The organism is Rhizobium hidalgonense (assembly GCF_002914525.1).
Lineage (GTDB): Bacteria > Pseudomonadota > Alphaproteobacteria > Rhizobiales > Rhizobiaceae > Rhizobium > Rhizobium hidalgonense.
Window position 1 is genome coordinate 40,052 of record NZ_LODW01000041.1, and the last position, 23,050, is coordinate 63,101.

Annotated in this window: 23 protein-coding genes; 15 read left to right on the forward strand and 8 right to left on the reverse strand. The window is 62.3% G+C overall.

Features of this window, described 5'->3' with window-relative positions; all coding sequences use genetic code 11:
* The first annotated feature begins 354 nt into the window (after positions 1 to 354).
* The gene (locus ATY29_RS03995) at positions 355 to 597 is read left to right on the forward strand and encodes a CrpP-related protein (protein ID WP_003571104.1); all 243 of its coding nucleotides are present in this window, start codon (positions 355 to 357) and stop codon (positions 595 to 597) included.
* Here the strand turns inward: ATY29_RS03995 and pncB are convergent.
* The 7 genes from pncB to ATY29_RS04035 all read right to left on the reverse strand — a co-directional run bounded on the left by pncB (position 579) and on the right by ATY29_RS04035 (position 9,648).
* Complete coding sequence (gene pncB / locus ATY29_RS04000; protein ID WP_003571105.1) at positions 579 to 1,883, reverse strand: nicotinate phosphoribosyltransferase; 1,305 nt, start codon at positions 1,881 to 1,883, stop codon at positions 579 to 581. The two genes, ATY29_RS03995 and pncB, sit on opposite strands and share 19 nt — an antisense overlap.
* A gap of 187 nt (positions 1,884 to 2,070) precedes the next feature.
* Positions 2,071 to 2,436, reverse strand: coding sequence for a hypothetical protein (locus tag ATY29_RS04005; protein ID WP_172643043.1), 366 nt, complete (start codon positions 2,434 to 2,436; stop codon positions 2,071 to 2,073).
* Between the two features lie 390 nt (positions 2,437 to 2,826).
* Positions 2,827 to 3,786: a 2-hydroxyacid dehydrogenase gene (locus ATY29_RS04015; protein ID WP_097535346.1), complete on the reverse strand. Its 960-nt coding sequence runs from the start codon at positions 3,784 to 3,786 to the stop codon at positions 2,827 to 2,829.
* 8 nt (positions 3,787 to 3,794) lie between these two features.
* The gene (locus ATY29_RS04020) at positions 3,795 to 5,432 is read right to left on the reverse strand and encodes an ABC transporter ATP-binding protein (RefSeq protein ID WP_025417490.1); all 1,638 of its coding nucleotides are present in this window, start codon (positions 5,430 to 5,432) and stop codon (positions 3,795 to 3,797) included.
* Positions 5,429 to 6,577, reverse strand: coding sequence for an ABC transporter permease (locus tag ATY29_RS04025; RefSeq protein ID WP_003571113.1), 1,149 nt, complete (start codon positions 6,575 to 6,577; stop codon positions 5,429 to 5,431). Before ATY29_RS04025 ends, ATY29_RS04020 begins: the two co-directional genes overlap by 4 nt.
* The gene (locus ATY29_RS04030; protein WP_025417489.1) at positions 6,577 to 7,665 is read right to left on the reverse strand and encodes a microcin C ABC transporter permease YejB; all 1,089 of its coding nucleotides are present in this window, start codon (positions 7,663 to 7,665) and stop codon (positions 6,577 to 6,579) included. Before ATY29_RS04030 ends, ATY29_RS04025 begins: the two co-directional genes overlap by 1 nt.
* A gap of 150 nt (positions 7,666 to 7,815) precedes the next feature.
* Positions 7,816 to 9,648, reverse strand: coding sequence for an extracellular solute-binding protein (locus ATY29_RS04035; protein WP_025417488.1), 1,833 nt, complete (start codon positions 9,646 to 9,648; stop codon positions 7,816 to 7,818).
* A 273-nt stretch (positions 9,649 to 9,921) separates the two neighbouring features.
* On the opposite strand from ATY29_RS04035, the gene mepA reads away from it, so the two are divergent.
* The 6 genes from mepA (at position 9,922) to ATY29_RS04065 (ending at position 15,943) form a co-directional block, all read left to right on the forward strand.
* Positions 9,922 to 10,998: a penicillin-insensitive murein endopeptidase gene (gene mepA / locus ATY29_RS04040; protein WP_003571119.1), complete on the forward strand. Its 1,077-nt coding sequence runs from the start codon at positions 9,922 to 9,924 to the stop codon at positions 10,996 to 10,998.
* Positions 10,999 to 11,083: 85 nt separating this feature from the next.
* Positions 11,084 to 11,464 carry a methylglyoxal synthase gene (locus tag ATY29_RS04045; protein ID WP_003571120.1) on the forward strand — a complete coding sequence of 127 codons (381 nt, stop codon included), beginning with the start codon at positions 11,084 to 11,086 and terminating at the stop codon, positions 11,462 to 11,464.
* A gap of 17 nt (positions 11,465 to 11,481) precedes the next feature.
* Positions 11,482 to 12,507, forward strand: coding sequence for a glucokinase (locus ATY29_RS04050; protein WP_025417487.1), 1,026 nt, complete (start codon positions 11,482 to 11,484; stop codon positions 12,505 to 12,507).
* Positions 12,508 to 12,657: 150 nt separating this feature from the next.
* Positions 12,658 to 14,445, forward strand: a complete 1,788-nt coding sequence (locus ATY29_RS04055) for an ABC transporter ATP-binding protein (RefSeq protein ID WP_097535249.1) — start codon at positions 12,658 to 12,660, stop codon at positions 14,443 to 14,445.
* A gap of 16 nt (positions 14,446 to 14,461) precedes the next feature.
* Positions 14,462 to 15,286: a 4-hydroxy-tetrahydrodipicolinate reductase gene (gene dapB, locus ATY29_RS04060; RefSeq protein ID WP_097535251.1), complete on the forward strand. Its 825-nt coding sequence runs from the start codon at positions 14,462 to 14,464 to the stop codon at positions 15,284 to 15,286.
* A gap of 21 nt (positions 15,287 to 15,307) precedes the next feature.
* Positions 15,308 to 15,943, forward strand: a complete 636-nt coding sequence (locus tag ATY29_RS04065) for a 2,3-bisphosphoglycerate-dependent phosphoglycerate mutase (RefSeq protein WP_003571128.1) — start codon at positions 15,308 to 15,310, stop codon at positions 15,941 to 15,943.
* A gap of 39 nt (positions 15,944 to 15,982) precedes the next feature.
* Here the strand turns inward: ATY29_RS04065 and phnF are convergent, their stop codons facing one another.
* Entirely contained in the window at positions 15,983 to 16,720 is a 738-nt protein-coding gene (gene phnF, locus ATY29_RS04070; RefSeq protein WP_003571130.1) for a phosphonate metabolism transcriptional regulator PhnF, read from the reverse strand.
* 118 nt (positions 16,721 to 16,838) lie between these two features.
* Here phnF and phnG point away from each other — a divergent pair, with 118 nt between their 5' ends.
* From phnG to phnC, 8 genes are all read left to right on the forward strand, one after another.
* Positions 16,839 to 17,315 carry a phosphonate C-P lyase system protein PhnG gene (phnG, locus tag ATY29_RS04075; RefSeq protein WP_097535253.1) on the forward strand — a complete coding sequence of 159 codons (477 nt, stop codon included), beginning with the start codon at positions 16,839 to 16,841 and terminating at the stop codon, positions 17,313 to 17,315.
* A complete protein-coding gene (gene phnH / locus ATY29_RS04080; RefSeq protein ID WP_097535255.1) occupies positions 17,315 to 17,923 on the forward strand; it encodes a phosphonate C-P lyase system protein PhnH in 609 nt (202 codons plus the stop codon). The genes phnG and phnH overlap by 1 nt, the downstream gene beginning before the upstream one ends.
* A 4-nt stretch (positions 17,924 to 17,927) precedes the next feature.
* Positions 17,928 to 19,034, forward strand: coding sequence for a carbon-phosphorus lyase complex subunit (locus ATY29_RS04085; protein WP_097535257.1), 1,107 nt, complete (start codon positions 17,928 to 17,930; stop codon positions 19,032 to 19,034).
* Complete coding sequence (locus ATY29_RS04090; protein WP_097535259.1) at positions 19,031 to 19,906, forward strand: alpha-D-ribose 1-methylphosphonate 5-phosphate C-P-lyase PhnJ; 876 nt, start codon at positions 19,031 to 19,033, stop codon at positions 19,904 to 19,906. The genes ATY29_RS04085 and ATY29_RS04090 overlap by 4 nt, the downstream gene beginning before the upstream one ends.
* Complete coding sequence (gene phnK, locus ATY29_RS04095; protein WP_003571140.1) at positions 19,903 to 20,679, forward strand: phosphonate C-P lyase system protein PhnK; 777 nt, start codon at positions 19,903 to 19,905, stop codon at positions 20,677 to 20,679. The genes ATY29_RS04090 and phnK overlap by 4 nt, the downstream gene beginning before the upstream one ends.
* A gap of 31 nt (positions 20,680 to 20,710) precedes the next feature.
* A complete protein-coding gene (phnL, locus tag ATY29_RS04100; RefSeq protein WP_097535261.1) occupies positions 20,711 to 21,418 on the forward strand; it encodes a phosphonate C-P lyase system protein PhnL in 708 nt (235 codons plus the stop codon).
* On the forward strand, positions 21,415 to 22,032 hold the full coding sequence (locus tag ATY29_RS04105; RefSeq protein WP_097535263.1) for a DapH/DapD/GlmU-related protein: 618 nt from the start codon (positions 21,415 to 21,417) through the stop codon (positions 22,030 to 22,032). Before phnL ends, ATY29_RS04105 begins: the two co-directional genes overlap by 4 nt.
* Positions 22,033 to 22,149: 117 nt before the next feature.
* A complete protein-coding gene (gene phnC / locus ATY29_RS04110; protein WP_193550345.1) occupies positions 22,150 to 22,995 on the forward strand; it encodes a phosphonate ABC transporter ATP-binding protein in 846 nt (281 codons plus the stop codon).
* Positions 22,996 to 23,050 lie beyond the last annotated feature (55 nt).

Here is a 23,050-nt window from a genome sequence, read left to right on the forward strand (position 1 = left end):
ACGGTAGTGTGCGGGATCGGGACGGGTCCGGTGGATATTAACGGTCCTTTAACCTTCGCTATCATCTTGGTTGGATCGCAACGGCCGGAAGGCGGCAACGTGTCGACGCTACCGGCTTGTTCAAGGTCGGCCAGCCGGGAGGCTTGGCGGCGGACCCCAGCCAGGAAGCCGAGCCTCCCCGTCACGCTGTTGTTAATCGTAATCGCATGATACCTAGCCATTCCGGTCTTCATTATTTCCTGTACTAGCGCATTGGGGCTAATCCTGTGAAAAACCGGAATCATCACATCCGGACTCGACAATGCTTTATTAGGATGCTTGCATAAAGTATTCGAATAGGATCGGAGGGTGATGATGTTCGAGACTCTGCTTGAGATGCAGGAGCGTGGTGTACGGGATCGTGCACGCGGCCGCAGCCTGGCCGACAATCCGATGTCGAAGCCGGATATCCTGCCGATCACCGATTTCCAGGAATGGTATTCGATGTTCGACGCCTGGCGCTTCGGTTGGTCGATCGAGGATGCAATGGCCGGCCATGGCAATGCGCCACGCGATGGCGGCGCTGCCTTGTCGCGGAGCTACACCAGAACGGTCTGATCGATCCTGTCTTCTGCGCCGAAGAATTTCAGGTAGCGCTCGACCTCCGCCGGTTCGCCGGTCGCCTTCTGCGGATTGTCGGAGAGTTTTACCGCCGGGCGGCCGTTGGCGTCGCTGACCTTGCAGACGACCGAGATCGGGTTGAGGCCGGAGATTTCGGTCGGCGCGCAACCGGAAAAATCGTTGGTCAGATTGGTGCCCCAGCCAAAACTCATGCGCACACGGCCTTCGAAATGCCGGTAGGTGTCGATGATGGCGTCGACATCGAGACCGTCGGAGAAGATCAAGAGCTTCTGGCGCGGATCGCGGCCCATCTTCTTCCACCATTCGATGATCTTTTCACCGCCTTCGATCGGGGGCGCGCTGTCCGGGCGAAAGCCGGTCCAGTCGGCGACCCATTCCGGCGCGTCGCGCAGGAAAGCGGCGGTGCCGAAGGCATCCGGCAGGACGATCAGAAGATTGCCGCCATAGAGCTTGTTCCAGTCGCGCAGGATCTTGTAGGGCGCATTGCGCAACTGCTCGTCGGTCTGCGCAAGGGCGGCAGCCACCATCGGCAATTCGTGGGCATTGGTGCCGACGGCTTCGAGATCGGAATCCATCGCCAGCAAGACGTTGCTGGTGCCGGTAAAGGCCGGGCCGATGCCTTCCTTCAGCGCCTCGACGCACCAGCGCTGCCAGAGGAAACTATGGCGGCGGCGGGTGCCGAAATCGGAGATGCGCAGACCCGGCAGTTCCTTCAACCGTTCGACCTTCGACCACATCTTCGCCTTGGCGCGGGCATAGAGCACGTCGAGGGTGAAGGGGCCGAGCGCCTTCATCGCCGAGCGCGACCGCAGCTCGTTGACGATGGCGAGCGCCGGGATCTCCCACATGGTGGTTTCCTTCCAGGACCCATGGAAATCCAGCACATATTGCCCGTCCTTTTTCGACAGCTCGTATTCGGGGAGCTGGAAGTTGGAGAGCCAGGCGAGGAATTCCGGCTCGAAGATCTGGGCGCGGCCGTAGAAGCTGTTACCCGCCAGCCAGATCATCTCCTTCTTGGAGAGTTTCAGCGTGCGGGCATGATCGAGCTGCTCGCGCAATTCGCCTTCGTCGATCTCATCGGCGAGGCGCACGCGCTTGGTGCGGTTGATGAGGGTAAAGGACGCGTTCACCTCGGGATAGAGCTTCCAGATCATCTGCAGCATCAGCAGCTTGTAGAAGTCGGTATCGATCAGGCTGCGGACGATCGGATCGAGCTTCCAAGCGTGATTGTAGACGCGTCTTGCGATATCGGTCCTGGCCATGAAATTCCCGCCCCTGTCCACTCCGGTCAGGTGCTGCCCAGTTCCCGAGTGCTGCCAAGTGCGGGGCCGGCGCACGAAACCGGCTCGTGCGCCTTCTTATCGAAAAATCGGCAGAGAAAGTCCAGACAAAACAATAGGCACCCCGCCGTCGCACGGCGGCGAGATGCGAAAGTCACCTGCCTAACACTTATTGCGCTGGCGCTGCGGGTTGGGCCGGTGCTGCAGGAGCGACGTTCGGAGCGGCCGGCGTCGTATTCTCAGTCTCGGTCGGAATGGCTTTGCCGTTCTCAAGCGTCGGCGCAGGTGCGGCGCCAGGCTGCTGCGACTGAAGCTGCTGACCGGGCTGCTGTGGAGCCACCTGATCCGCTTCGCGTTTGCCCCAGATCTCGACCGGGATCCAGACCACGAAAGCGAGCACCAGTGCGGCCAGCAGCACCAGCAGGATACGATAACCCGTGCGACCCTGTCTTGCCTTCACCGGCGCGATTTGCTCTTCCTTGTGAAGCTTGCCGTCGGACTTTTCCCAGCGTGTTTCCGTCTGATGCGCCATCATCGTCTCCTTCCGCCGTCTTGACGGCCATCCAGCCATGAAGAACTCAGCAGAGGAAACGGGTGGCCGTCTGGAAGGTTCCGGGAGGCTTAGAGCCTTTCCGGGTTAGATTGCAGCATTCTGCCGGAGCAGGTTTTCGTCAGGGCAAAGGCGATTGGCGACGGGCATACCCTTTGGTAAGTCCGAGCCGATCGCCTTTGATCCTGGCTAGAGATGCCCGGCCCACCGGCTGCACCGCTTCGCCATGGCGAAGCGATAACTGCGTCCGGCGATTTTTAAGTTTTGCAGATTTGCCAGGCAAATCTGCGGGAGGGTTGGCTGAAACGGGCCGGCTGATCGACCGGCCGACTCCGTTTGAGCCAACAGAATGCTTCAATCTAACCCGGAAAGGCTCTAATAGCCGACAGCGCGGTCGACCACGAATTGCAGCGGTTCGCCGCGCTCGAAACGGGCAATCTGCATCTCGACGTGGCGAAACAGGGCGTTTTCTTCGGAGACCGCCGCGTCGTGCGGCGTGATGAAGACATTCTCCAATTCCCACAACGGGTTGTCGGGGCCAAGCGGCTCCACCTCGAAGACGTCGAGGGAAGCACCGCCGAGGATGCCGTTCAGGATGGCGGAAGCGATATCGGCCTCGACCTGACTCTTGCCGCGGCCGGCATTGATGAAGACCGGCCGCCCGAGCGCGCCGTTGCTGCGAAGCTTTTTGAATAGCCCGCTATCATAGAACCCTGTCGTCTCCGGCGTCAGCGGCAGCAGGCCGACGAGGATGTCGGTCTTTCCGAGGAAGCTGTCCATCTCGCCGGCATCGAAGGTTTCGACGCCGGCGATCTCTTTGCGGGTGCGCGACCAGCCGATGACGTTAAAACCCATGACCTTCAGCTTGGCGACCGCATCCAGCCCGAGAATGCCGAGGCCCATGACGCCGACCGTTACCTCCGCCGCTTCAGGCGCGATCAGCTTGGCCCATTGGCGCTGCCGCTGGTGGATGTCATGGGCATATTGCCCCCGCAGATGCATCAGGCATTGCATGACCACCCATTCGCTCATGCGGGTCGTCAGACTGCGGTCGACGAAACGGACGATCGGGATCTCCGGCAGGCCATCCATCCCGATAATATGGTCGACGCCGGCGCCGCCAGAGAAGATTACCTTGAGGTTCGGCGCCCGCGTAAAGAGGTCGGCGTCCGGCTTCCAGAGCAGCGCATATTCGGCCTCGCGGAGATCGCGCGTCCGATCGGTCGGATCGGCGAGATTGATGCTGCCGCGATCGGCAAAGGCCGTCTTCAGCACCCGGGCGACGCCTTCGGGATTGAACTTGATATCGACGAGAACGGGAGGAGGTTTGGGCATGATCATCTTCACTGCTGCACGGCGGGCGTCGGCACCGCCTCGATGTTGAAGGCGGCCGCCAACAGCGCCTTGGTATAATCGTCCTTCGGCGCGCGGAAGATTTCCGCTGACGGCCCCTGCTCCACCACCTTGCCGAAACGCATGACGATGACGTCGTTGGCCAGTGCCTTCACCACTTTCAAGTCATGGCTGATGAAGAGGTAGGCGAGATCGTGCTTCTGCTGCAGATCGCGCAGCAGATCGACCACCTGGGCCTGCACGCTCATGTCGAGCGCCGAGGTCGGCTCGTCGAGCATGACGAAACGCGGCTTCAGCACCATGGCGCGGGCAATGGCGATACGCTGGCGCTGGCCGCCGGAGAATTCATGCGGATATCGCCAGCGGGTCAGCGGATCAAGACCGACTTCCTCCAGCGCCCAGCAGACGCGCTGGTCGCGTTCTTCCGAGGTCAACGAGCGCTCATGCACCTTCAGGCCTTCAGCAATGATATCGCCGACCGACATGCGGGGGCTGAGCGAGCCGTAGGGATCCTGGAAGACGATTTGCAGCTGATTGCGCAGCGGCCGCATTTCATTGAACGAATAGCCGGCTATATCCTTGCCGACAAAGGCAATCCGGCCTTGCGAGGAGATCAGCCGGGTGAGCGCCAGCCCGAGCGTGGTCTTGCCGGAACCGGACTCGCCGACGACGCCGAGGGTCTGGCCGGCGCGCAGCGAAAGGTCGATGCCGTCGACCGCCTTCACGTGGTCGACGACGCGGCGCATCAGCCCTGATTTGATCGGGAACCAGACGCGAATGTCCGAACCTTCCATCACCACCGGTTTCGACGGATCGGCAAGCGGCGGCTCGCCGCGCGGTTCGGAAGCAAGGAGATGGCGGGTATATTCGTGCTTGGGATTGGCGAAGACCTCGTCAACCGTTCCGGTTTCGACGATCCTGCCCTTGGTCATGACGCAGACGCGATCGGCGAATTTGCGGACAATGCCGAGATCATGGGTGATGAACAGCATCGACATGCCGTGCACGGTCTTCAGCTGCCGCAGCAATTCGAGGATCTGCGCCTGCACGGTGACGTCGAGCGCGGTGGTCGGCTCGTCGGCAATCAGCAGTTCGGGCCGGTTGGCAAGCGCCATGGCGATCATGACGCGCTGGCGCTGGCCACCTGACAGTTCGTGCGGATAGGCCTTCAATCGCTTTTCCGGCTCGCGGATGCCGACCTGGTTCAACAATTCCAGTACCCGCTCACGCGCCGCCTGGCCGCTGAGACCCTGATGCAGCGCCAGGATCTCGGCGATCTGCTTCTCGATCGTATGAAGCGGATTGAGCGAGGTCATCGGCTCCTGGAAGATCATGGTGATGTCGTTGCCGCGGACCTCGCGCAGCGCCCGCTCCGATGCCTTCAAGAGGTCCTCGCCCTTGAATAGGATCTCGCCGGAAGGATGGCTTGCCGAGGGATAGGGCAAAAGCCGCAGGATCGAATTCGCCGACACCGACTTGCCGGAGCCGGATTCGCCGACCAGCGCCACGACTTCGCCCTTGGCGATATCGAAGGAGATATGATCGACGGCAAGCGACGTCTCGCCGCCCTGATGAAAGGCAACGGAGAGATCGCGGACGGAAAGGAGCGGTGCTGTCGTGTCACTCATTGAAACGTCTTCCTCGGATCGAAGGCATCGCGCACGGCTTCGCCGATGAAGATCAGCAGGGACAGCATGATCGACATGGCAAAGAAGGCGGTCAGCCCAAGCCATGGCGCCTGCAGGTTGGACTTGCCCTGGGCGATCATCTCGCCGAGCGAGGGGGAGCCCGGCGGCATGCCGAAGCCGAGGAAATCGAGCGAGGTCAGCGTCGTGATCGAGCCGGAGAGGATGAAGGGCAGGAAGGTCAGCGTCGCGACCATGGCGTTCGGCAGCAGGTGGCGCCACATGATGGTGCGGTTGTTGACGCCGAGGGCGCGGGCGGCGCGAACATATTCGAAATTGCGGGCGCGCAGGAATTCGGCGCGTACGACGCCGACGAAGCTGACCCAGGAGAAGAGCAGCATGATGCCGAGCAGCACGAAAAAGCCGGGCGGCAGGATGGCGGCAATGATCAGCAGGATGTAAAGCACCGGCATCGACGACCAGATCTCGATGAAGCGCTGCAGCAGCAGATCGGTCAAGCCGCCGAAATAACCCTGCACGGCCCCTGCCGTCACGCCGATGACCGCCGAGCAGATGGTCAGCGCCAGGCCGAAGAGCACCGATATGCGGAAGCCGTAGATGACGCGCGCCAGCACGTCGCGGGCCTGGTCGTCGGTGCCGAGCCAGTTGAGATTACCGAAGGTGCAGCCGGGATCGTTCACCCCTTGCGGATAACCGGAGCAGCGCTCCTCCTTGGTCATCAGCCAGAAGGGAGCGGTCGGCGCCGAATGCGGAATATTTGAATTGACCGAACGGTAGGAATAGCGCACCGGCGGCCAGATCATCCAGCCATTGGCGTTGATCTCGTCCGATATCACCGAGGAGCGATAGTCGGTTTCGGCAAGGAAGCCGCCGAACTTCTCCTCGGGATAATTGATCAACACGGGAAAAAGGATTTCGCCCTTGTAGGAGGCGATGATCGGTCGGTCGTTAGCGAGCAATTCGGCAAACAGGCTGAGCACGAAAAGCAGCAGGAACAGCCACAACGACCAGTAACCACGGCCATTTGCCCGGAAATTCTGCCAGCGGCGGATGTTGGTCGGCGACAACAGCCCCTTGCGCGGCGGCTTGACGGGAGTTGCGACGGCAGGATTTGCGGCGGCGTCCATCAGACATCCCTCCGCTCGAAATCGATGCGCGGATCGATCCAGGTGTAGATCAGATCAGAGATCAGGCTGACGGCGAGGCCGAGCAGCGAGAAGATGTAGAGGGTCGCGAAGACGATCGGATAATCCCGGTTGACGACCGAGAGGTAACCAAGGCGGCCGAGGCCATCCAGCGAGAAAATGTTCTCGATGAGCAGCGAGCCGGTGAAGAAAGCGGAAATGAAGGCGCCGGGAAAACCGGCGATGATGATCAGCATGGCGTTGCGGAAGACATGGCCGTAGAGCACCTGCCGCTGGTTCAGCCCCTTGGCGCGAGCGGTGACGACATATTGCTTCTTGATCTCCTCGATGAAGGAATTCTTGGTGAGCAGGGTCGTCGTGGCGAAGGCGGCGAGCGACAGAGAAATCAACGGCAAGGTCAGGTGCCAGAAATAATCGAGCGGCTTCTGCCACCAGGCCAGCTGGTCGAAATTGTCGGAAACGAGGCCGCGCAGCGGAAACCAGTCATAGAATGAGCCACCGGCGAACAGCACGATCAAAAGAATGCCGAAGAGGAAGCTCGGCACGGCGTAGCCGACGACGATGACGCCCGATGTCCAGACATCGAAGGTCGATCCATCCTTGACCGCCTTGCGGATGCCGAGTGGGATGGAGATGGCATAGGAGAAGATCAGGATCCAGATGCCGAGCGAGATCGACACCGGCAGCTTCTCCTTGATGAGTTCAAGCACCGAGGTGTTGCGGAAGAAGCTCTCGCCGAAATCGAAACGGATGTAATTCCACATCATCTCGCCGAAACGGGTCAGTGGCGGCTTGTCGAAGCCGAATTGCTTTTCCAGCTTGGCGATCAGTTCCGGATCGAGCCCCTGGGCGCCGCGATATTTAGAGCCTTCGTCGCTGCCGCCGCCGCCGAGGAGATCGCCGCCGCCGGACAGGCGCTGATCGGCGCTATCGGCCTGGCCGGTCAATTGGGCGATCACCTGTTCGACCGGGCCGCCGGGCGCGAACTGAATGACCGTGAAGGAAATCGCCATGATGCCGATGATGGTCGGGATCATTAAAAGCAGCCGGCGAAGGACATAAGCACCCATCAGCCCTCAGCCTCCGGAAATCTTCTTCTTGCCTGCCTGCCGTCCAGTCCAATGCCGCTCAATCCGCCAGCCTTTCCTTGCCGGCGCTGCCGGCTTGTCGTGATTCGCCCGTGCCATTTGGAGCCGAGGGCCCCTGTATTGCAAGCCCGCTCATTTTGCCGAGGTCGACCACCAGGCATCGGGGAAGCCCAGGCTGTAGGCCGGAAACTCGGCAGGATGCGTGACAGTGTTCCAATAGGCGAGATTAACGGTATCGCGGTAGAATAGCGGGATGACGTAGTGATTTGCCAGCAATACCCGGTCCATTGCCCTGATCGCAGCGACCTGTTCATCGCGGTTCGGCGCGAAGATAATCATGCGGATGAGCTCATCGACGGCTGGGTTGGCAATGCCGGCGTAGTTGCGAGAACCCTGCTGGTTGACCGAGCCGGATCCCCAATAGTCGGCTTGCTCGTTGCCCGGATTCATTGTCTCCGCCCAGACATTCCAGATCATATCGAAGTCGAAGCTGCGTTCGCGGTTGACAGCTTGGGAAGCGTCGACTGTCCGAACTCGCGCATCGATGCCGATTTTCTTGAGATTGCTGGCATAAGGCACTGCCCAGCGCTCCAACATGGGGCTCGACAATAATATCTCGAAACTCATCGGCTGGCCGGTCTTGGTATTGACCATGCGATTGCCCTTCAGCTCCCAACCGGCTTCTTTCAGAAGCGCAATCGCCTTTCGGAGGTTGTCCCGGCTCTTCTGCGGATCGCCGCCGACGGGATTGGTGTAAGGCGTTGTGAAGACCTCCGGTGGAATCTTGTCCTTCAGGTCTTGCAGTATTTCCAGCTCCCGCCCCTGCGGCAGACCGGAGGAGGCGAGCTCGGTATTCCAGAAATAGCTGTCGATGCGCTTGTAACTGTTAAAGGCAACGGTGCGGTTCAACTCCTCGAAATCGAGGCCGTAGTTCAGCGCCTCGCGGACCCTGATATCCTTGAAGAGGTCACGCCGCATATTCGGGACAAGAGCCTGCAGAATGCCAGTGGAGCGCAGGGGATTTGCAACCTCTTCCTTCTTGACGCGTCCTTCCTTCACTGCAGGAAAATCATATCCAGTTGCCCAGCGGGCAGCCGTTGTCTCCTGCCAATAGTCGCTATTGCCGGCGCGAAAGGCTTCGAACTCAACATCGCGGTCACCGAAATAGGTGTAGATGACATTGCGGAAATTGTTCTGGCCGACATTCACATTGAGATTCTTGCCCCAGTAGTCGTCGCGCAGTTCATAACGGATGGTTGCGCCAGGCGAGAAGGAAGCAATCTTGTAAGGCCCGGAGCCCATTACGGGCTCCAGCGTTGTTTTGGTAATGTCACGCGGCTTGCCATCCGCTCCGGGCGCTTCCCACCAATGTTTCGGCACAATCATCAACTGGCCGAGAATGTTGGGCAATTCGCGATTGTTCTTCTCATCAAAGGTGAAGGTGACATCCCGATCGCCGGTCTTTTCCGCTTTGACGACGTGATGGTAATAGTTCCCGGCGACGGGGTTCAATTCCTTCGTCTTGTCCAGGCTGAAAATGACGTCTTCCGGAGTTACCGGCTGACCGTCCGCCCATTTTGCTTCCTTGCGCAGGCGAAAGGTCGCGCTGGAGACGTCATTGGGATAGGATAGCCCCTCGGCAAGCAGGCCGTAGGAGACGAGAAGTTCGTCATCGGCCGGCTTCATCAGCGTGTCGTAAGCAAGAGACAGGCCTATCGCCGTTTGGCCTTTTGCCAGTAGAGGGTTGAAGGTGTCGAAGGCGCCGCTTGCGGAAAGACGCAGATCTCCACCTTTTGGAGCATCGGGATTGACGTAGTCGAAATGCGCAAAGCCCGGCTTGTACTTCATCTCGCTGATGACCGAGCTGCCAATCTGAAAGGGCTGGTCCTGAGCTGTTGCCGTCATGGGCGCTAAGGCTCCCGCAAGCGTCAGAACCAAACCGATCTTCGACCACAAAGCCGTCATTCACGCTTTCCCCTAATTATTGGTGGGTTCGACAATACGAAAAATACGGGCGAAAAACAGGAGAGAGTTTGGTTTTTGCCGGGCTCGCGAAATTTTGACCTTGCTGGGCCGCGCCAAGGTTGAAGACCTCATCGGAATTGCAGGCGGCCGCAACGCTGCGGCGATCCGTCACCGCCGCCGCCTATCGCCGCCAGCCAAAACATCGATTCACCAAAATTGCTTTTCACGGTAGATTCGCGGCAAATCACTTCGGCAGCGCTTCAAGGAAACAGTATGGCTTTCGGCTTCGCTCAGGCTTTCAGGACATTCGGCAAATTGACGCTTGCCGGCGCAATCGGTGCAAGCCTTGCCGCCGGCGATGTCGGCGCCGAGCAGAAGACGCCGAGCCCCGGCAGTGCAAAGGGCCAGTTCGGCGCCGTCGGGCTGCCGACGCAGGGACCGGCGCAGCCGATCGGCTTTTATGCTAAGGGCTGCATGACCGGCGCGGTGGCATTACCGGCCGACGGGCCGACCTGGGAGGCGATGCGGCTTTCGCGCAATCGTCGCTGGGGCAACCCGGCGATGATCGCGCTCCTGGAACGGTTTTCGCAGGATGCGGTCAAATATGCCGGCTGGCCGGGCATCCTCGTCGGCGATATCGCGCAGCCGCGCGGCGGCCCGATGCTTAACGGCCATTCCTCACATCAGATCGGCCTCGACGCAGATATCTGGTTCACGCCGATGCCGGCGCGCCGCATGACGGCCCAGGAGCGCGAGGACATGCCCTTCACCAGCATGCTGCAGAAGGACAAGTTCCTGACCGTCGATCCCAAGGTGTGGACGCAATCGCGGGCGCGGCTCCTGATGCTGGCGGCGAGCTATCCTGAAGTGGAGCGCATCTTCGTCAATCCGGCGATCAAGAAGAAGATGTGCGACACCTGGACCGGCGACCGCACCAACCTTGGTAAGCTCCGGCCGATATACGGCCACGACTCGCATTTCCATATCCGCATCAAATGTCCGCCCGGTGCTGCCGGATGCACGCCGCAAGCGCCTGTCGCCTCAGGAGACGGCTGCGACAAGTCGCTTGCCTATTGGTTTACGCCGGCCCCTTGGGCGCCACCGAAGCCGCCTAAGCCCGGCGCCAAGCCGCCGAAGCCGCCGCGCGAGATGATGGTCTCCGACCTGCCGAAGGCCTGCGCCGCCGTGCTCGATGCCGCTTCCGTCGCCTCGATGCAAGCCGCCACCTATGGTGGGCCTTCCGCTGCAAGCGCGCTCACCGCAGCTCCAGCTGCGGAACCCGCCGCCGATGCCGACGGAGAACTGCCCGATGTCGGCCCAGTCCCGAACGACAAGCCGGCGATCCAGTAAGGAGCGCCGGTGCCTTGTCTTTCAAATCGCAAACTGTTGGTATAGAAGCGGTCAAATCGATTGAATTGTTCGGGCGGAGGGCTTGATGGCCGGCGGCAAATGCCTAGCATTGATTGCGCATGACCAGAAAAAAGACGACATGGCGGACTTCGCCCGCGCCAACAGGGACCTGCTCTCCCGCTGGAAGATCGTCGCCACCGGCACCACTGGCGGGCGCGTCCTTGACGCGGCCCCGGATCTCGACGTCACCAGATTGAAAAGCGGACCGCTCGGCGGTGACCAGCAGATCGGCGCGCTGATTTCGACCGGTGAGGTCGGCGCCCTGATCTTCTTCGTCGACCCCCTGACGCCGATGCCGCACGATGTCGACGTCAAGGCGCTGATGCGGCTGGCGATCGTTTACGATATTCCGATGGCGCTCAACCACGCGACCGCTATAAAACTTCTTCCCACACTCGAAGCCTGATCAGCACGGAACCGGCCATGCCAAAACCGAACCACAGCACCGCTCCGCTGCCTTTCCCGATCCTGATCGGCGATATCGGCGGCACCAATGCCCGCTTCTCCATCCTGACCGATGCCTATGCCGAGCCGAAGCAGTTTCCGAACGTGCGCACGGCGGATTTTGCCACGATCGACGAAGCGATCCAAAAGGGCGTGCTCGACAAGACCGCCGTGCAGCCGCGCTCGGCGATCCTTGCTGTCGCCGGCCCGATCAACGACGACGAGATCCCGCTAACCAATTGCGACTGGGTGGTGCGGCCAAAGACGATGATCGAGGGCCTCGGCATGGAGGACGTGCTCGTCGTCAATGATTTCGAGGCACAGGCGCTGGCAGTCGCCGCCCTTTCGGACGAGCACCGCGAACGCATCGGCGAGGCCACCGGCGACATGATCGCTTCCCGCGTCGTGCTCGGACCAGGCACCGGACTCGGTGTCGGCGGGCTGGTGCATGCCCAGCACAGCTGGATCCCGGTCCCCGGCGAAGGCGGCCATATCGATCTCGGACCGCGCAGCAAACGCGACTATCAGCTCTTCCCGCATATCGAAACGATCGAAGGCCGTGTTTCGGCCGAGCAGATCCTTTGCGGACGCGGTATCGTCAATCTTTATAACGCCATCTGCGTCGTCGACGGCATCCAGCCGACGATGAAGGATCCGGCCGACATCACCTCGCACGCGCTAGCCGGCAGCGACAAGGCGGCCGTCGAGACCGTCGCGCTGTTTGCCACCTATCTCGGCCGCGTGGCGGGCGACATGGCGATGGTGTTCATGGCGCGCGGCGGCGTCTATCTCTCCGGCGGCATCTCCCAGAAGATCCTGCCGGCGCTGAAGAGACCGGAATTCCGCACGGCCTTCGAGGACAAGGCGCCGCATACCGGCCTCCTTCGCACCATCCCGACCTATGTGGTGACGCATCCTTTGGCGGCGCTTGCCGGGCTTTCCTCCTATGCCCGCATGCCCGCCAATTTCGGCGTCTCGACGGAGGGGCGCCGCTGGCGGCGTTAGGCGCGGCGCGCACGGCAAACAGAGCGTCCCTAAGCGCGTCCTGTCCGGACGCGCGGCGCTCTAGCCAAACCGGTCCCAACTCTTTATAGACCCCGGCAAAAGTGCGCCTCGCCTTCGCGGGACGCTGGTCCGAGACAGGAAACCTCATTTTTGGAAGCGGCGGAAAGCAGAACGCAGAGCGTCAGCAGCGATACCGTAACCGGCATCCTGAAGCGCATCATCGCTGAAAACGGCCGCGACCATCTCTGGGGCTATGTCTTTGCGATTGTCTGTCTCATTGTGGTGGCGCTTTCGACGGCGTTTACCGCCTGGATCATGCGGGCGATCATCGACGAGGCCTTCGCCAACCGCCGCGCCGACGTCGTCTGGATCATCTGCCTTTCGATCTTCATCGCTTTCGTGCTGCGCGGTTTTGCGAGCTACGGCCAGGCGGTGGCGCTTTCCAAGGTCGGCAACAATATCGTCGCGCGTTACCAGCGCCGGCTCTATTCGCATCTGATGACGCTTTCGGTCGGCTTCTTCAGCGAGGCGCGCTCCGCCCATATCGCCGCGCAGGTGAGCCAGAACGTCAGCGGCATCCGCGACGTGCTCAACCTGACGATCACTTCGACGGTACGCGACCTTCTGACCTTCATCTCGCTGCTCGGCGTGATGATCCTCCAGGATCCATTGCTCAGCCTTGCGGTGTTCATCATGGCGCCGCCGCTGCTCTATGCGCTGCGCTATGTTTCCAAGCGGCTGCGCTCGGCGACCCGCGAGGCGGTGCATTTGAACAGCCACGTGCTCGGCGCCATGCAAGAGACGATCCAGGGCATCGCCATCGTCAAAGCCTTCACGATGGAAGACGAACTGGAGCGCAAGGTCAACAAACTCATCACCGGCGCCGAAAGCCGGGCGAACCGGATTGCCCGGCTTTCCGAACGCACCTCCCCGCTGACAGAGAGTTTTGCAGGTTTTGCGGTCGCCAGCGTGCTCGCCTATGCCGCCTACCGCTCGATCTACTTCAATGTGCCGCCGGGCGCCTTCTTCTCCTTCGTCACGGCGCTGCTGCTGGCCTATGACCCGGCCCGCCGGCTTGCCCGCCTGCAGGTCCAGATGGAGCGTGCCGTCGTCAATGCGCGGATGATCTACGAATTGCTCGACATGGAACCGCGCCAGCGCGACCTGCCGGATGCAAAGCCGCTGACGGTGACGCAAGCAAGAATCGAATTCCGCAATGTTTCCTTCGGCTACGGCAATGAGAGCGTGCTGAGCGGCGTGAGCTTCATCGCCGACGGCGGCGCCACCACCGCGCTGGTCGGTCCTTCCGGCGCCGGCAAATCCACCGTCATCAGCCTCATTCCGCGCTTCTACGATCCACGTGAAGGCGAAATCCTGATCGACGGACAGGATATCGCCCACATCACCAAGAAGTCGCTGCGCCAGCAGCTCGCCTATGTCTCGCAACAGCCCTACCTGTTCGAGGGCACGATCCGCGACAATATCCGCTACGGCCGGCCGGAAGCGACGGACGCCGAGGTGGAAGAAGCGGCGCGGCTTGCCTATGCGCATGACTTCATCTCGGCACAGCCGCAGGGTTACGAGACGGCAGTCGGCGAAAACGGCGTGACGCTGTCGGGCGGTCAGCGCCAACGACTGTCGATTGCGCGCGCCTTGGTGCGCAATGCGCCGATCCTGCTGCTCGACGAGGCGACGTCGGCCCTCGACACCGAATCCGAGGCGGCGGTGCAGAAGGCGCTCGACGAGGCGATGACCGGCCGCACCGTCGTCGTCATCGCCCACCGGCTTTCGACCGTGGTGCGCGCCGACAAGATCGTCGTCATGCAGCAGGGCCGCGTCGTCGAGCAAGGCAATCACGAGACGCTTGCGAAGGTCAGCGACGGTCTTTACGCTCGCCTCAACAATCTGCAGAGGCCTTCAGCCTCCGATTCAAACTGACCTGGTGAGACCTGAGATGAGCGATGCTGCGATGAAACTGGTGGTGGTTGGCGCAGCCGGGCGCATGGGCCAAACGCTGATCCGCCTCATCGATTCCATCGAGGGCGCCACACTGCATGCCGCAGTCGAGCGCGCCGGCTCGCCCTTTATCGGCAAGGATGCCGGCGAGATTGCCGGCCTCGGCCCCAGTGGCGTCATCATTGGCGACGATCCGCTCAACGCCTTTCTGCATGCCGAAGGCGTGCTCGACTTCACCTCGCCCGCCGCGACCGTGGAATTCTCGGGGCTCGCCGCCCAGGCCCGCATCGTCCATGTCGTCGGCACGACCGGGTGTTCGGCCGACGACGATGCCAGGATCGCGGCGGCCGCCCGCCATGCCCGCATCGTCAAGTCGGGCAATATGAGCCTCGGGGTCAATCTGCTCGGCGTGCTCGCCGCGCAGGCCGCACGGGCGCTCGAGCCCGCCGACTGGGATATCGAGATCCTGGAAATGCACCACAAGCACAAGGTGGATGCGCCTTCCGGCACCGCCCTTCTTCTCGGCGAAGCGGCGGCCAAGGGCCGCGATATTGATCTTGCCTCGAAATCGGTCCGAGTGCGCGACGGCCATACCGGCGCCCGCGAGGCCGGCACGATCGGTTTTGCGACGCTGCGCGGCGGCTCCGTCATCGGCGAGCATTCGGTGCTTTTCGCCGGCGAAGGCGAAATCGTCACGCTGTCGCACAGCGCGGCCGACCGCTCGATCTTTGCGCGCGGCGCCATCAAGGCCGCACTCTGGGCGCGCGACAAGAAGCCGGGTCTCTATTCCATGCTCGACGTGCTCGGGCTCTCTTCTTCATAACGATATCACGGAGGCTAATTCATGAGCGGTACCCTCGTCCTCGTTCGCCACGGCCAGAGCGACTGGAACCTGAAGAATCTCTTCACCGGCTGGAAGGATCCCGATCTGACCGAGCTCGGCATCGAGGAAGCCAATGCCGGTGGTAAGGCGCTGGCCGAATACGGGATCAAATTCGACGTCGCCTATACTTCGGCTCTGGTGCGGGCCCAGCACACGCTGAAGCTCATCCTCGACAAGGTCGGTCAGCCCGATCTCGAGACGATTTGCGACCAGGCGCTGAACGAGCGCGACTATGGCGATCTCTCCGGCCTCAACAAGGACGATGCGCGCGCCAAATGGGGCGAGGAGCAGGTGCATATCTGGCGCCGCTCCTACGACGTGCCGCCTCCGGGTGGCGAAAGCCTGCGCGACACCGGCGCCCGCGTCTGGCCCTATTACCTCACCGAGATTCTGCCGCGCGTGCTGCGCGGCGAGAAGGTTCTGGTTGCCGCACACGGCAATTCGCTGCGCTCGCTGGTCATGGTGCTCGACAAGCTGACCAAGGAAGGCGTGCTCGCCCTCAACCTCGCGACCGGCGTCCCGATGGTTTACAAGCTGAAGGCTGATTCCACCGTGGCTTCCAAGGAAGTGCTCGGCGATATGTCCGGCGCACATTGAATCCAGTGGCCTTCCCTGTCCCGACGGGGAAGGCTGCCCTCAATTCTCGATGGTGAACTGAACCCGGTCGGCTGCGAAGCGGCTGATCGAATACTGCACCGGCACACCGTCGAGATCGGTGTTCATCGCCTTGGCGATCAGCAGGATCGCACCGGGGGTGAGCTCCAGGTCGGCCAAGTCTGATGTATTCGCATGGGCGGCCGTCACTTCTGTCGTCGCCCTCACATAGTCCGGCAGGCCAAGGTCGGCAAAGGCCTTGGTGATCGATTCGTGCTTGCGGTAGGCCTCACCGATGCCGGCGAAGCGTGCGGCAGGAAACCAGCTCGTCGCCTTTGAAACCGGGCGCTTGTCTGCCTGGCGCAATGTTTCCAGGCGGATGACTTGCGCTCCCTGCTTCAGGCCGAGCCAGCGGGCGATCTCGGCGCTCGCCTCCTCCGTGACATCATCAAGCAGAAGGCCGCGCATTTCGCGCGCTTGATCGCCGATGCCGGCGGTGAAGCGCGTGCGCTTGGTGATCGGAAAATTCAGCCGCTCCTTACGCTCGATCAGCGTGCCGCGACCTTGTACCGCACGCACGATTCCCTCCTGCGCCAAGGCCGCCAAAGCGCTGCGCACCGTATGCCGGTTGACGCCGAATTGCTGCGCCAGGATCGTTTCCGGCGGCACCATTCCCGCCTCGTCATAGGTTCCGGTGCTGATCGCCTCGCGAATCCGGTCGGCGATCTGGCGCCAGAGCGCCACGCCGGTCTGTCTTTGCACCTGCTTCAATCCTGCCATTCCACCCCTGCCCCGTCATTTCAACCGACGGCGTCACACGCTTGTCATGACATCGATTTAGGACTAAACATAGCTTGTATGGTTGTCTATATCAATAGACATTTAAAGGAAAGCGGCGATGATCTCAGTGGACAGGAAAAACGCTGCGTCACAGACGGCATCCGGGCGCAAACGCGCCGCCGATCTGCTGGCGCGCGCGGAACGCAGCGAACTCCAGGCGGTCTGGGATGCATTGCCGCAAAAGCCTGCGGCGCATGCGGTGCGCGTACCGGAGACAGGGCTGGTGATGGTCCGCGGCCGCATCGGCGGCGGCGGAGCGTCCTTCAATCTCGGCGAGGTGACGGTGACACGGGCGACCGTCCGGCTCGACTCCGGCTCGATCGGCCATGCGCAGGCGCTCGGCACCGACCGCGAGAAGGCCCGGCTTGCGGCGATCTTCGACGCCCTTTGGCAAGAGGAGGCGACGCAGGATTTCGTCGAGCAGGCGCTGCTTTTGCCGATCGCCGAGCGGATCGCCGCTACTGAGCGCCGCAAGGCCGACGAGACGGCCGCCACCCGCGTCGATTTCTTCACCATGGTGCGGGGAGACAACTGATGGTTCTGAAGACGGAAGCTCTGACCGGCGGCTTTGCCGAACCGGTCTTCCACGCCCAGAGTGTCTTCAAAATGCTGATGGACGGCATGGCCCGGCCCGGCACGATCCAGACGGTTCAGCCCGATGCCGCGCCGCCGGCACCGCTCGGCATCGCCGCCGGCGCGATCGCGCTGACGCTTTGCGACCACGACACATCAGTCTGGCTTTCCCAGGGGCTGGCGAAATCCGCCGTGCCGGAATGGCTCGGCTTCCACACCGGCGCGCCGCTGACCACCGAAAAGGCCGAGGCGCGTTTCGCCTTTACGGAAGCCGGCACCGCACTTTGCCCCTTCGGGCTGTTTGCATCGGGCACGCAGGAATATCCCGACCGTTCGACGACCTTGATCGTCGAGCTTGCCGAACTGGAGGGCGGGCGCAGGCTGGCGCTGATGGGTCCCGGTATCCAGACCGTCGCGGAGATCGCGCCTGTCGGCTTGCCGGAGACCTTCCTCAGGCTCTGGACCGAGAACCGCGCTCTCTTTCCGCGCGGCATCGACATCGTGCTGACCTCGGGCAGACGCTTCATCTGCCTGCCGCGCACCACCAAGATCACAGCAACGGAGATCTGAGCTCATGTATGTTGCCGTCAAAGGTGGCGAGGCCGCCATCGCCAATGCCCACCGGCTGCTTGCCGACCGCCGCCGCGGCGACCGTTCGCTGCCGGCGATCGGCATCGAGCAGATCGTCGAACAACTTGCCCTCGCCGTCGACCGCGTCATGGCCGAGGCCTCGCTTTTCGACCGCAGGCTCGCAGCGCTGGCCGTGCGCCAATCGCGCGGCGACATGATCGAGGCGATCTTCCTGTTGCGCGCCTATCGTACGACGCTGCCGCGCTTCGGTTATTCCAAGCCGCTTGATACGGCTGACATGACGATCGAACGCCGCATCTCGGCGACCTACAAGGATCTGCCGGGCGGCCAGCTGCTTGGGCCCACCTTTGACTATACCCATCGGCTGCTCGATCCCTCGCTGCTATCCGACGAGGCGGTCGAGGAACCCGCCCAGCGCGAGGCCGAGACCGGCCGCGTCATGCGCGTCTCCGAGATTCTCGGCGAGGAGGGGCTGATCGAGGCCGACGGCGACATGCCCGAAGATCACCAGATCGGCGACCTGACCCGCGAGCCGATGGAATTTCCTATGACCCGCGATCTGCGCCTGCAGGCGCTCGCCCGCGCCGACGAAGGCTTCCTGCTGGCGCTCGGTTATTCCACCCAGCGCGGGTATGGCCGCAACCATCCCTTCACCGGCGAGATCCGCATCGGCGAAGTCGAGGTGGAATTCGAGGTGCCGGAACTCGGCTTCGCCGTCTCGCTCGGCACGATCCAGATCACCGAGTGCCAGATGGTCAACCAGTTCAAGGGGTCCGCCAAGGCGCCGCCGCAATTTACCCGCGGCTACGGCCTGGTCTTCGGCCAGAGCGAGCGCAAGGCAATGGCGATGTCGCTGGTGGATCGCGCATTACGTGCTGACGAGCTCGGCGAGGACATTACCGCGCCGGCCCAGGACGAGGAATTCGTCATCTCGCACTCCGACAACGTCCAGGCGACCGGTTTCGTCGAGCACTTGAAGCTTCCGCATTATGTGGACTTCCAAGCCGAACTCGATCTCGTCCGCCGCATGCGCCGCGAATTCGAAGCCGCCCGCAACGGTGGCGAAGACATGAAGGAAGCCGCCGAATGAGCGATCTGGCCAGCTACAACTTCGCCTATCTCGACGAACAGACCAAGCGGATGATCCGCCGCGCCATCCTGAAGGCGATCGCCATTCCGGGCTACCAGGTGCCCTTCGCCAGCAGAGAAATGCCGATGCCCTATGGTTGGGGCACCGGCGGCGTGCAGGTGACGGCCTCGATCATCGGATCTGATGACGTGCTGAAGGTGATCGACCAGGGCGCCGACGACACGACCAATGCGGTTTCGATTCGCGCCTTCTTCCAGAAGGTCGCCAATGTGGCGGTGACGACGCATACCAGCGAGGCGACGATCATCCAGACCCGCCACCGCATCCCCGAGGAAAAGCTCGGACCGGGCCAGGTACTCGTCTACCAAGTGCCGATCCCCGAGCCGCTGCGGTTTCTCGAACCGCGCGAAACCGAGACGCGCAAGATGCATGCGCTCGAGGAATACGGCCTCATGCATGTCAAGCTCTACGAGGATATCGCCCGCAATGGCCGCATCGCCACGACCTATGCCTACCCGGTCAAGGTGCATGGCCGCTATGTCATGGATCCGTCGCCGACGCCGAAATTCGACAATCCGAAGATGCACATGTCGGATGCGCTGCAGCTCTTCGGCGCCGGACGCGAGAAGCGCATCTATGCGGTGCCGCCCTATACCGACGTCGTCAGCCTGGATTTTGAAGACCATCCCTTCGAGATCCAGCGCTTCGGCAAGCCCTGCGCGCTCTGCGGCGCAGGGGAGGTCTACCTCGATGAGGTGATCCTCGACGACAAGGGCGGGCGCATGTTCGTCTGCTCCGACACCGATCATTGCGAAGACCGCCGCGCGCAGGGGCATGCCGGCGAGATGCTGGCCCGGGAGGCTGCAGAATGAGCGATATCCCGCTTCTCAAAGTCCATGACGTTTCGAAATTCTATGGCAACCGTATCGGCTGCCGCGACGTTTCCTTCGAGCTCTGGCCCGGCGAAGTGCTCGCCGTCGTCGGCGAATCCGGCTCCGGCAAGACGACGCTGCTGAACTGCCTTTCCACCCGGCTGCTGCCGAGCACCGGCAGCGTCGAATATCACATGCGCGACGGCACTTACCGCGACCTTTACCGCATGAACGAGGCCGAGCGGCGCTTCCTGATGCGCACCGACTGGGGCTTCGTGCACCAGAACCCGGCCGACGGCCTGCGTATGGCGGTCTCGGCCGGCGCCAATGTCGGCGAAAGGCTGATGGCGATCGGCGACCGGCATTACGGCAAGATCCGCGCCTCGGCGATCGACTGGCTGGAACGCGTCGAGATCGACGCCGACCGCATCGACGACCAGCCGCGCGCCTTTTCCGGCGGCATGCGCCAGCGCCTACAGATCGCCCGCAACCTCGTCACCGGCCCGCGCCTGGTCTTCATGGACGAACCCACGGGCGGTCTCGACGTTTCGGTGCAGGCGCGCCTGCTCGATCTGGTGCGCGGCCTCGTCAATGATCTCGGCCTGTCCGCCATCATCGTCACCCATGATCTCGCCGTCGCCCGCCTTCTGTCGCACCGGATGATGGTGATGAAGGATGGCTACGTCATCGAACACGGGCTCACCGACCGGGTGCTCGACGATCCCAGAGAACCCTACACGCAGCTGCTCGTCTCCTCGATCCTGCAGGTCTGACAACGGGTTCGGAACCAAGAAAGAAGACATCATGCCAACGCCCCTCGTCGTTTCCGAAGTCTCGAAGAGCTTCACCATGCACCTGCGCGACGGCATCAAGCTGCCCGTCGTCTCCGATGTCGCCTTTTCGGTCGCATCAGGCGAATGCGTCGTGCTCGGCGGCCCCTCGGGCATCGGCAAAAGCTCGCTGCTCAAGATGATTTACGGCAATTATGCCGTCGACACCGGCCAGATCCTCATGCGCCACGACGGCCGCGTCGTCGATCTCGCCTCTGCCGACCCGCGCACCGTGCTCAATGTGCGGCGCAATACGCTCGGCTATGTCAGCCAGTTCCTGCGCACCGTGCCGCGTGTGGCGGCGATCGACGTGGTCGCCGAACCGCTCACGGCGCGCGGCGAAGACGCCGGCGCCGCACGGGAAAAGGCAGGCGCGCTGCTCGCCAAGCTCAATCTGCCGGAAGCGCTGTGGCAGCTTCCGCCCGCCACCTTCTCGGGCGGCGAGCAGCAGCGCGTCAACATTGCCCGCGGCTTCATCACCGAGCACACGATCCTGCTTCTCGACGAACCAACGGCCTCGCTCGACGCCAGGAATCGCGCCGTCGTCGTCGCCATGATTGCCGAGAAGAAGAAGGCCGGCGTTGCCCTTCTCGGCATCTTCCACGACGAGGAAGTGCGCGAGGCGGCCGCCGACCGCATCCTCGACGTCCAGCAGTTTTCTCCTCGAAAGATCGCCGCATGAGCCGCAAGCTTGATATCGAGCCCTATATCCATGAGACGGCTGATATCAGCGACTCCAGCTTCGGGCGCTATACCGAGGTCTCCGAACGCTGCCGCATCAGCGAAGCCACTTTCGGCGACTATTCCTATATCATGCAGGATGGCTCCGTCTGGTGCGCGACGATCGGCAAGTTCGTCAACATCGCTGCCGCCGTGCGCATCAACGCCACCAACCATCCGACCTGGCGGGCGACTCTGCATCATTTCACCTATCGCGCCGCCGACTACTGGCCGGACGGCGACATGGAGACGGATTTCTTCGCCTGGCGGCGCGCAAACCGCGTGACGATCGGCAACGACGTCTGGATCGGTCACGGGGCCACCATCCTGCCCGGCGTCAACGTCGGCAACGGCGCGGTCATCGGCGCCGGCGCCGTGGTGTCGAAGGACGTCGCTGCTTATTCGATCGTCGGCGGGGTGCCGGCCAAGCTCATCCGCGAGCGGTTTTCGAAAGCGGTCGGCGAACGCATGGATAGGCTCGCCTGGTGGGACTGGGAACACGACCGGCTGCGCCTGGCGCTGCAGGATTTTCGCAACCTGAGCGCGGAAGACTTCTTGGCCCGCTACGACGATTAAACCTCCGATATAGGCTCGGAGAATTGTGACACGACTTACACAAATATGACATTTGAGGTTCATCAAGCGGGACTAATGCGATGCTGACCAAGGCCTGGAGTGCAGGGGGAAAGCATGATGTTCGAGCTGAAGAATGTCACACGTCGCTTCGGAAAAAAGCTCGCCGTCGATTCCGTCACGCTCGACATTCCGCAGGGCCAGATGGTCGGCATCATCGGCCGGTCCGGCGCCGGCAAGTCAACGCTGCTGCGCATGATCAACCGGCTGCAGGAGCCGAGCTCCGGCTCCATTCATTTCGCCGGCATCGAGGTCTCCGGGCTTCGCGGCCAGGCGCTGCGCAACTGGCAGCGCGATTGCGCGATGATCTTCCAGCAGTTCAACCTGGTGCCGCGCCTCGATGTTCTCACCAATGTCATGCTCGGCCGTCTCAACCACCGCTCGACGCTGATGAGCCTGCTCAATATCTTCACCCGCGAGGAACGTGTGCATGCGATCGCAGCGCTGGAACGCCTCGGCATCGAGCAGACGGCGCTGCAGCCGGCCGGCACGCTTTCCGGCGGCCAGCAGCAGCGCGTGGCGATCGCCCGTGCGCTGATGCAGAACCCGAAAATGGTTCTCGCCGACGAGCCGATCGCCTCGCTCGATCCCCTCAACGCCAAGATCGTCATGGATGCGCTGCGCGATATCAACGAGCGCGAGGGCATTACCGTCATCACCAACCTGCACACGCTCGACACCGCCCGCAACTATTGTGAGCGCATCGTCGGCATGGCCGGCGGCCGCATCGTCTTCGACGGCAAGCCGACGGAACTGACCGCCGAGGCGGTGAAGGAAATCTACGGGACGGACAAGGATGGCGCCGGCATCGACGAAACGATGACCTCGACCTCCATCACGATCGCTCCCGAGCGGGCAGACAATCAATCCGCCGGCACCCAACCGCTGGCGCTGGCCGGTCTCTGAGAGAGGCGGCCGCGATCGAGCGCCCGCGTCAAGGGCAACTTCTTCGTAACGGGAG

Bases quoted from the DNA above. Each gene is read 5' to 3' on its own strand.
- phnL (WP_097535261.1), top strand. From the start codon at position 20,711: ATGCCAACGCCCCTCGTCGTTTCCGAAGTCTCGAAGAGCTTCACCATG.
- mepA (WP_003571119.1), top strand. From the start codon at position 9,922: ATGGCTTTCGGCTTCGCTCAGGCTTTCAGGACATTCGGCAAATTGACG.
- ATY29_RS04085 (WP_097535257.1), top strand. From the start codon at position 17,928: ATGTATGTTGCCGTCAAAGGTGGCGAGGCCGCCATCGCCAATGCCCAC.
- ATY29_RS04090 (WP_097535259.1), top strand. From the start codon at position 19,031: ATGAGCGATCTGGCCAGCTACAACTTCGCCTATCTCGACGAACAGACC.
- ATY29_RS04030 (WP_025417489.1), bottom strand. From the start codon at position 7,665: ATGGGTGCTTATGTCCTTCGCCGGCTGCTTTTAATGATCCCGACCATC.
- phnG (WP_097535253.1), top strand. From the start codon at position 16,839: ATGATCTCAGTGGACAGGAAAAACGCTGCGTCACAGACGGCATCCGGG.
- ATY29_RS04015 (WP_097535346.1), bottom strand. From the start codon at position 3,786: ATGCCCAAACCTCCTCCCGTTCTCGTCGATATCAAGTTCAATCCCGAA.
- ATY29_RS04045 (WP_003571120.1), top strand. From the start codon at position 11,084: ATGGCCGGCGGCAAATGCCTAGCATTGATTGCGCATGACCAGAAAAAA.
- phnK (WP_003571140.1), top strand. From the start codon at position 19,903: ATGAGCGATATCCCGCTTCTCAAAGTCCATGACGTTTCGAAATTCTAT.
- phnH (WP_097535255.1), top strand. From the start codon at position 17,315: ATGGTTCTGAAGACGGAAGCTCTGACCGGCGGCTTTGCCGAACCGGTC.
- ATY29_RS04005 (WP_172643043.1), bottom strand. From the start codon at position 2,436: ATGATGGCGCATCAGACGGAAACACGCTGGGAAAAGTCCGACGGCAAG.
- ATY29_RS04065 (WP_003571128.1), top strand. From the start codon at position 15,308: ATGAGCGGTACCCTCGTCCTCGTTCGCCACGGCCAGAGCGACTGGAAC.
- ATY29_RS04020 (WP_025417490.1), bottom strand. From the start codon at position 5,432: ATGAGTGACACGACAGCACCGCTCCTTTCCGTCCGCGATCTCTCCGTT.
- ATY29_RS04050 (WP_025417487.1), top strand. From the start codon at position 11,482: ATGCCAAAACCGAACCACAGCACCGCTCCGCTGCCTTTCCCGATCCTG.
- phnC (WP_193550345.1), top strand. From the start codon at position 22,150: ATGTTCGAGCTGAAGAATGTCACACGTCGCTTCGGAAAAAAGCTCGCC.
- ATY29_RS04105 (WP_097535263.1), top strand. From the start codon at position 21,415: ATGAGCCGCAAGCTTGATATCGAGCCCTATATCCATGAGACGGCTGAT.
- phnF (WP_003571130.1), bottom strand. From the start codon at position 16,720: ATGGCAGGATTGAAGCAGGTGCAAAGACAGACCGGCGTGGCGCTCTGG.
- ATY29_RS04035 (WP_025417488.1), bottom strand. From the start codon at position 9,648: ATGACGGCTTTGTGGTCGAAGATCGGTTTGGTTCTGACGCTTGCGGGA.
- pncB (WP_003571105.1), bottom strand. From the start codon at position 1,883: ATGGCCAGGACCGATATCGCAAGACGCGTCTACAATCACGCTTGGAAG.
- ATY29_RS04025 (WP_003571113.1), bottom strand. From the start codon at position 6,577: ATGGACGCCGCCGCAAATCCTGCCGTCGCAACTCCCGTCAAGCCGCCG.
- dapB (WP_097535251.1), top strand. From the start codon at position 14,462: ATGAGCGATGCTGCGATGAAACTGGTGGTGGTTGGCGCAGCCGGGCGC.
- ATY29_RS03995 (WP_003571104.1), top strand. From the start codon at position 355: ATGTTCGAGACTCTGCTTGAGATGCAGGAGCGTGGTGTACGGGATCGT.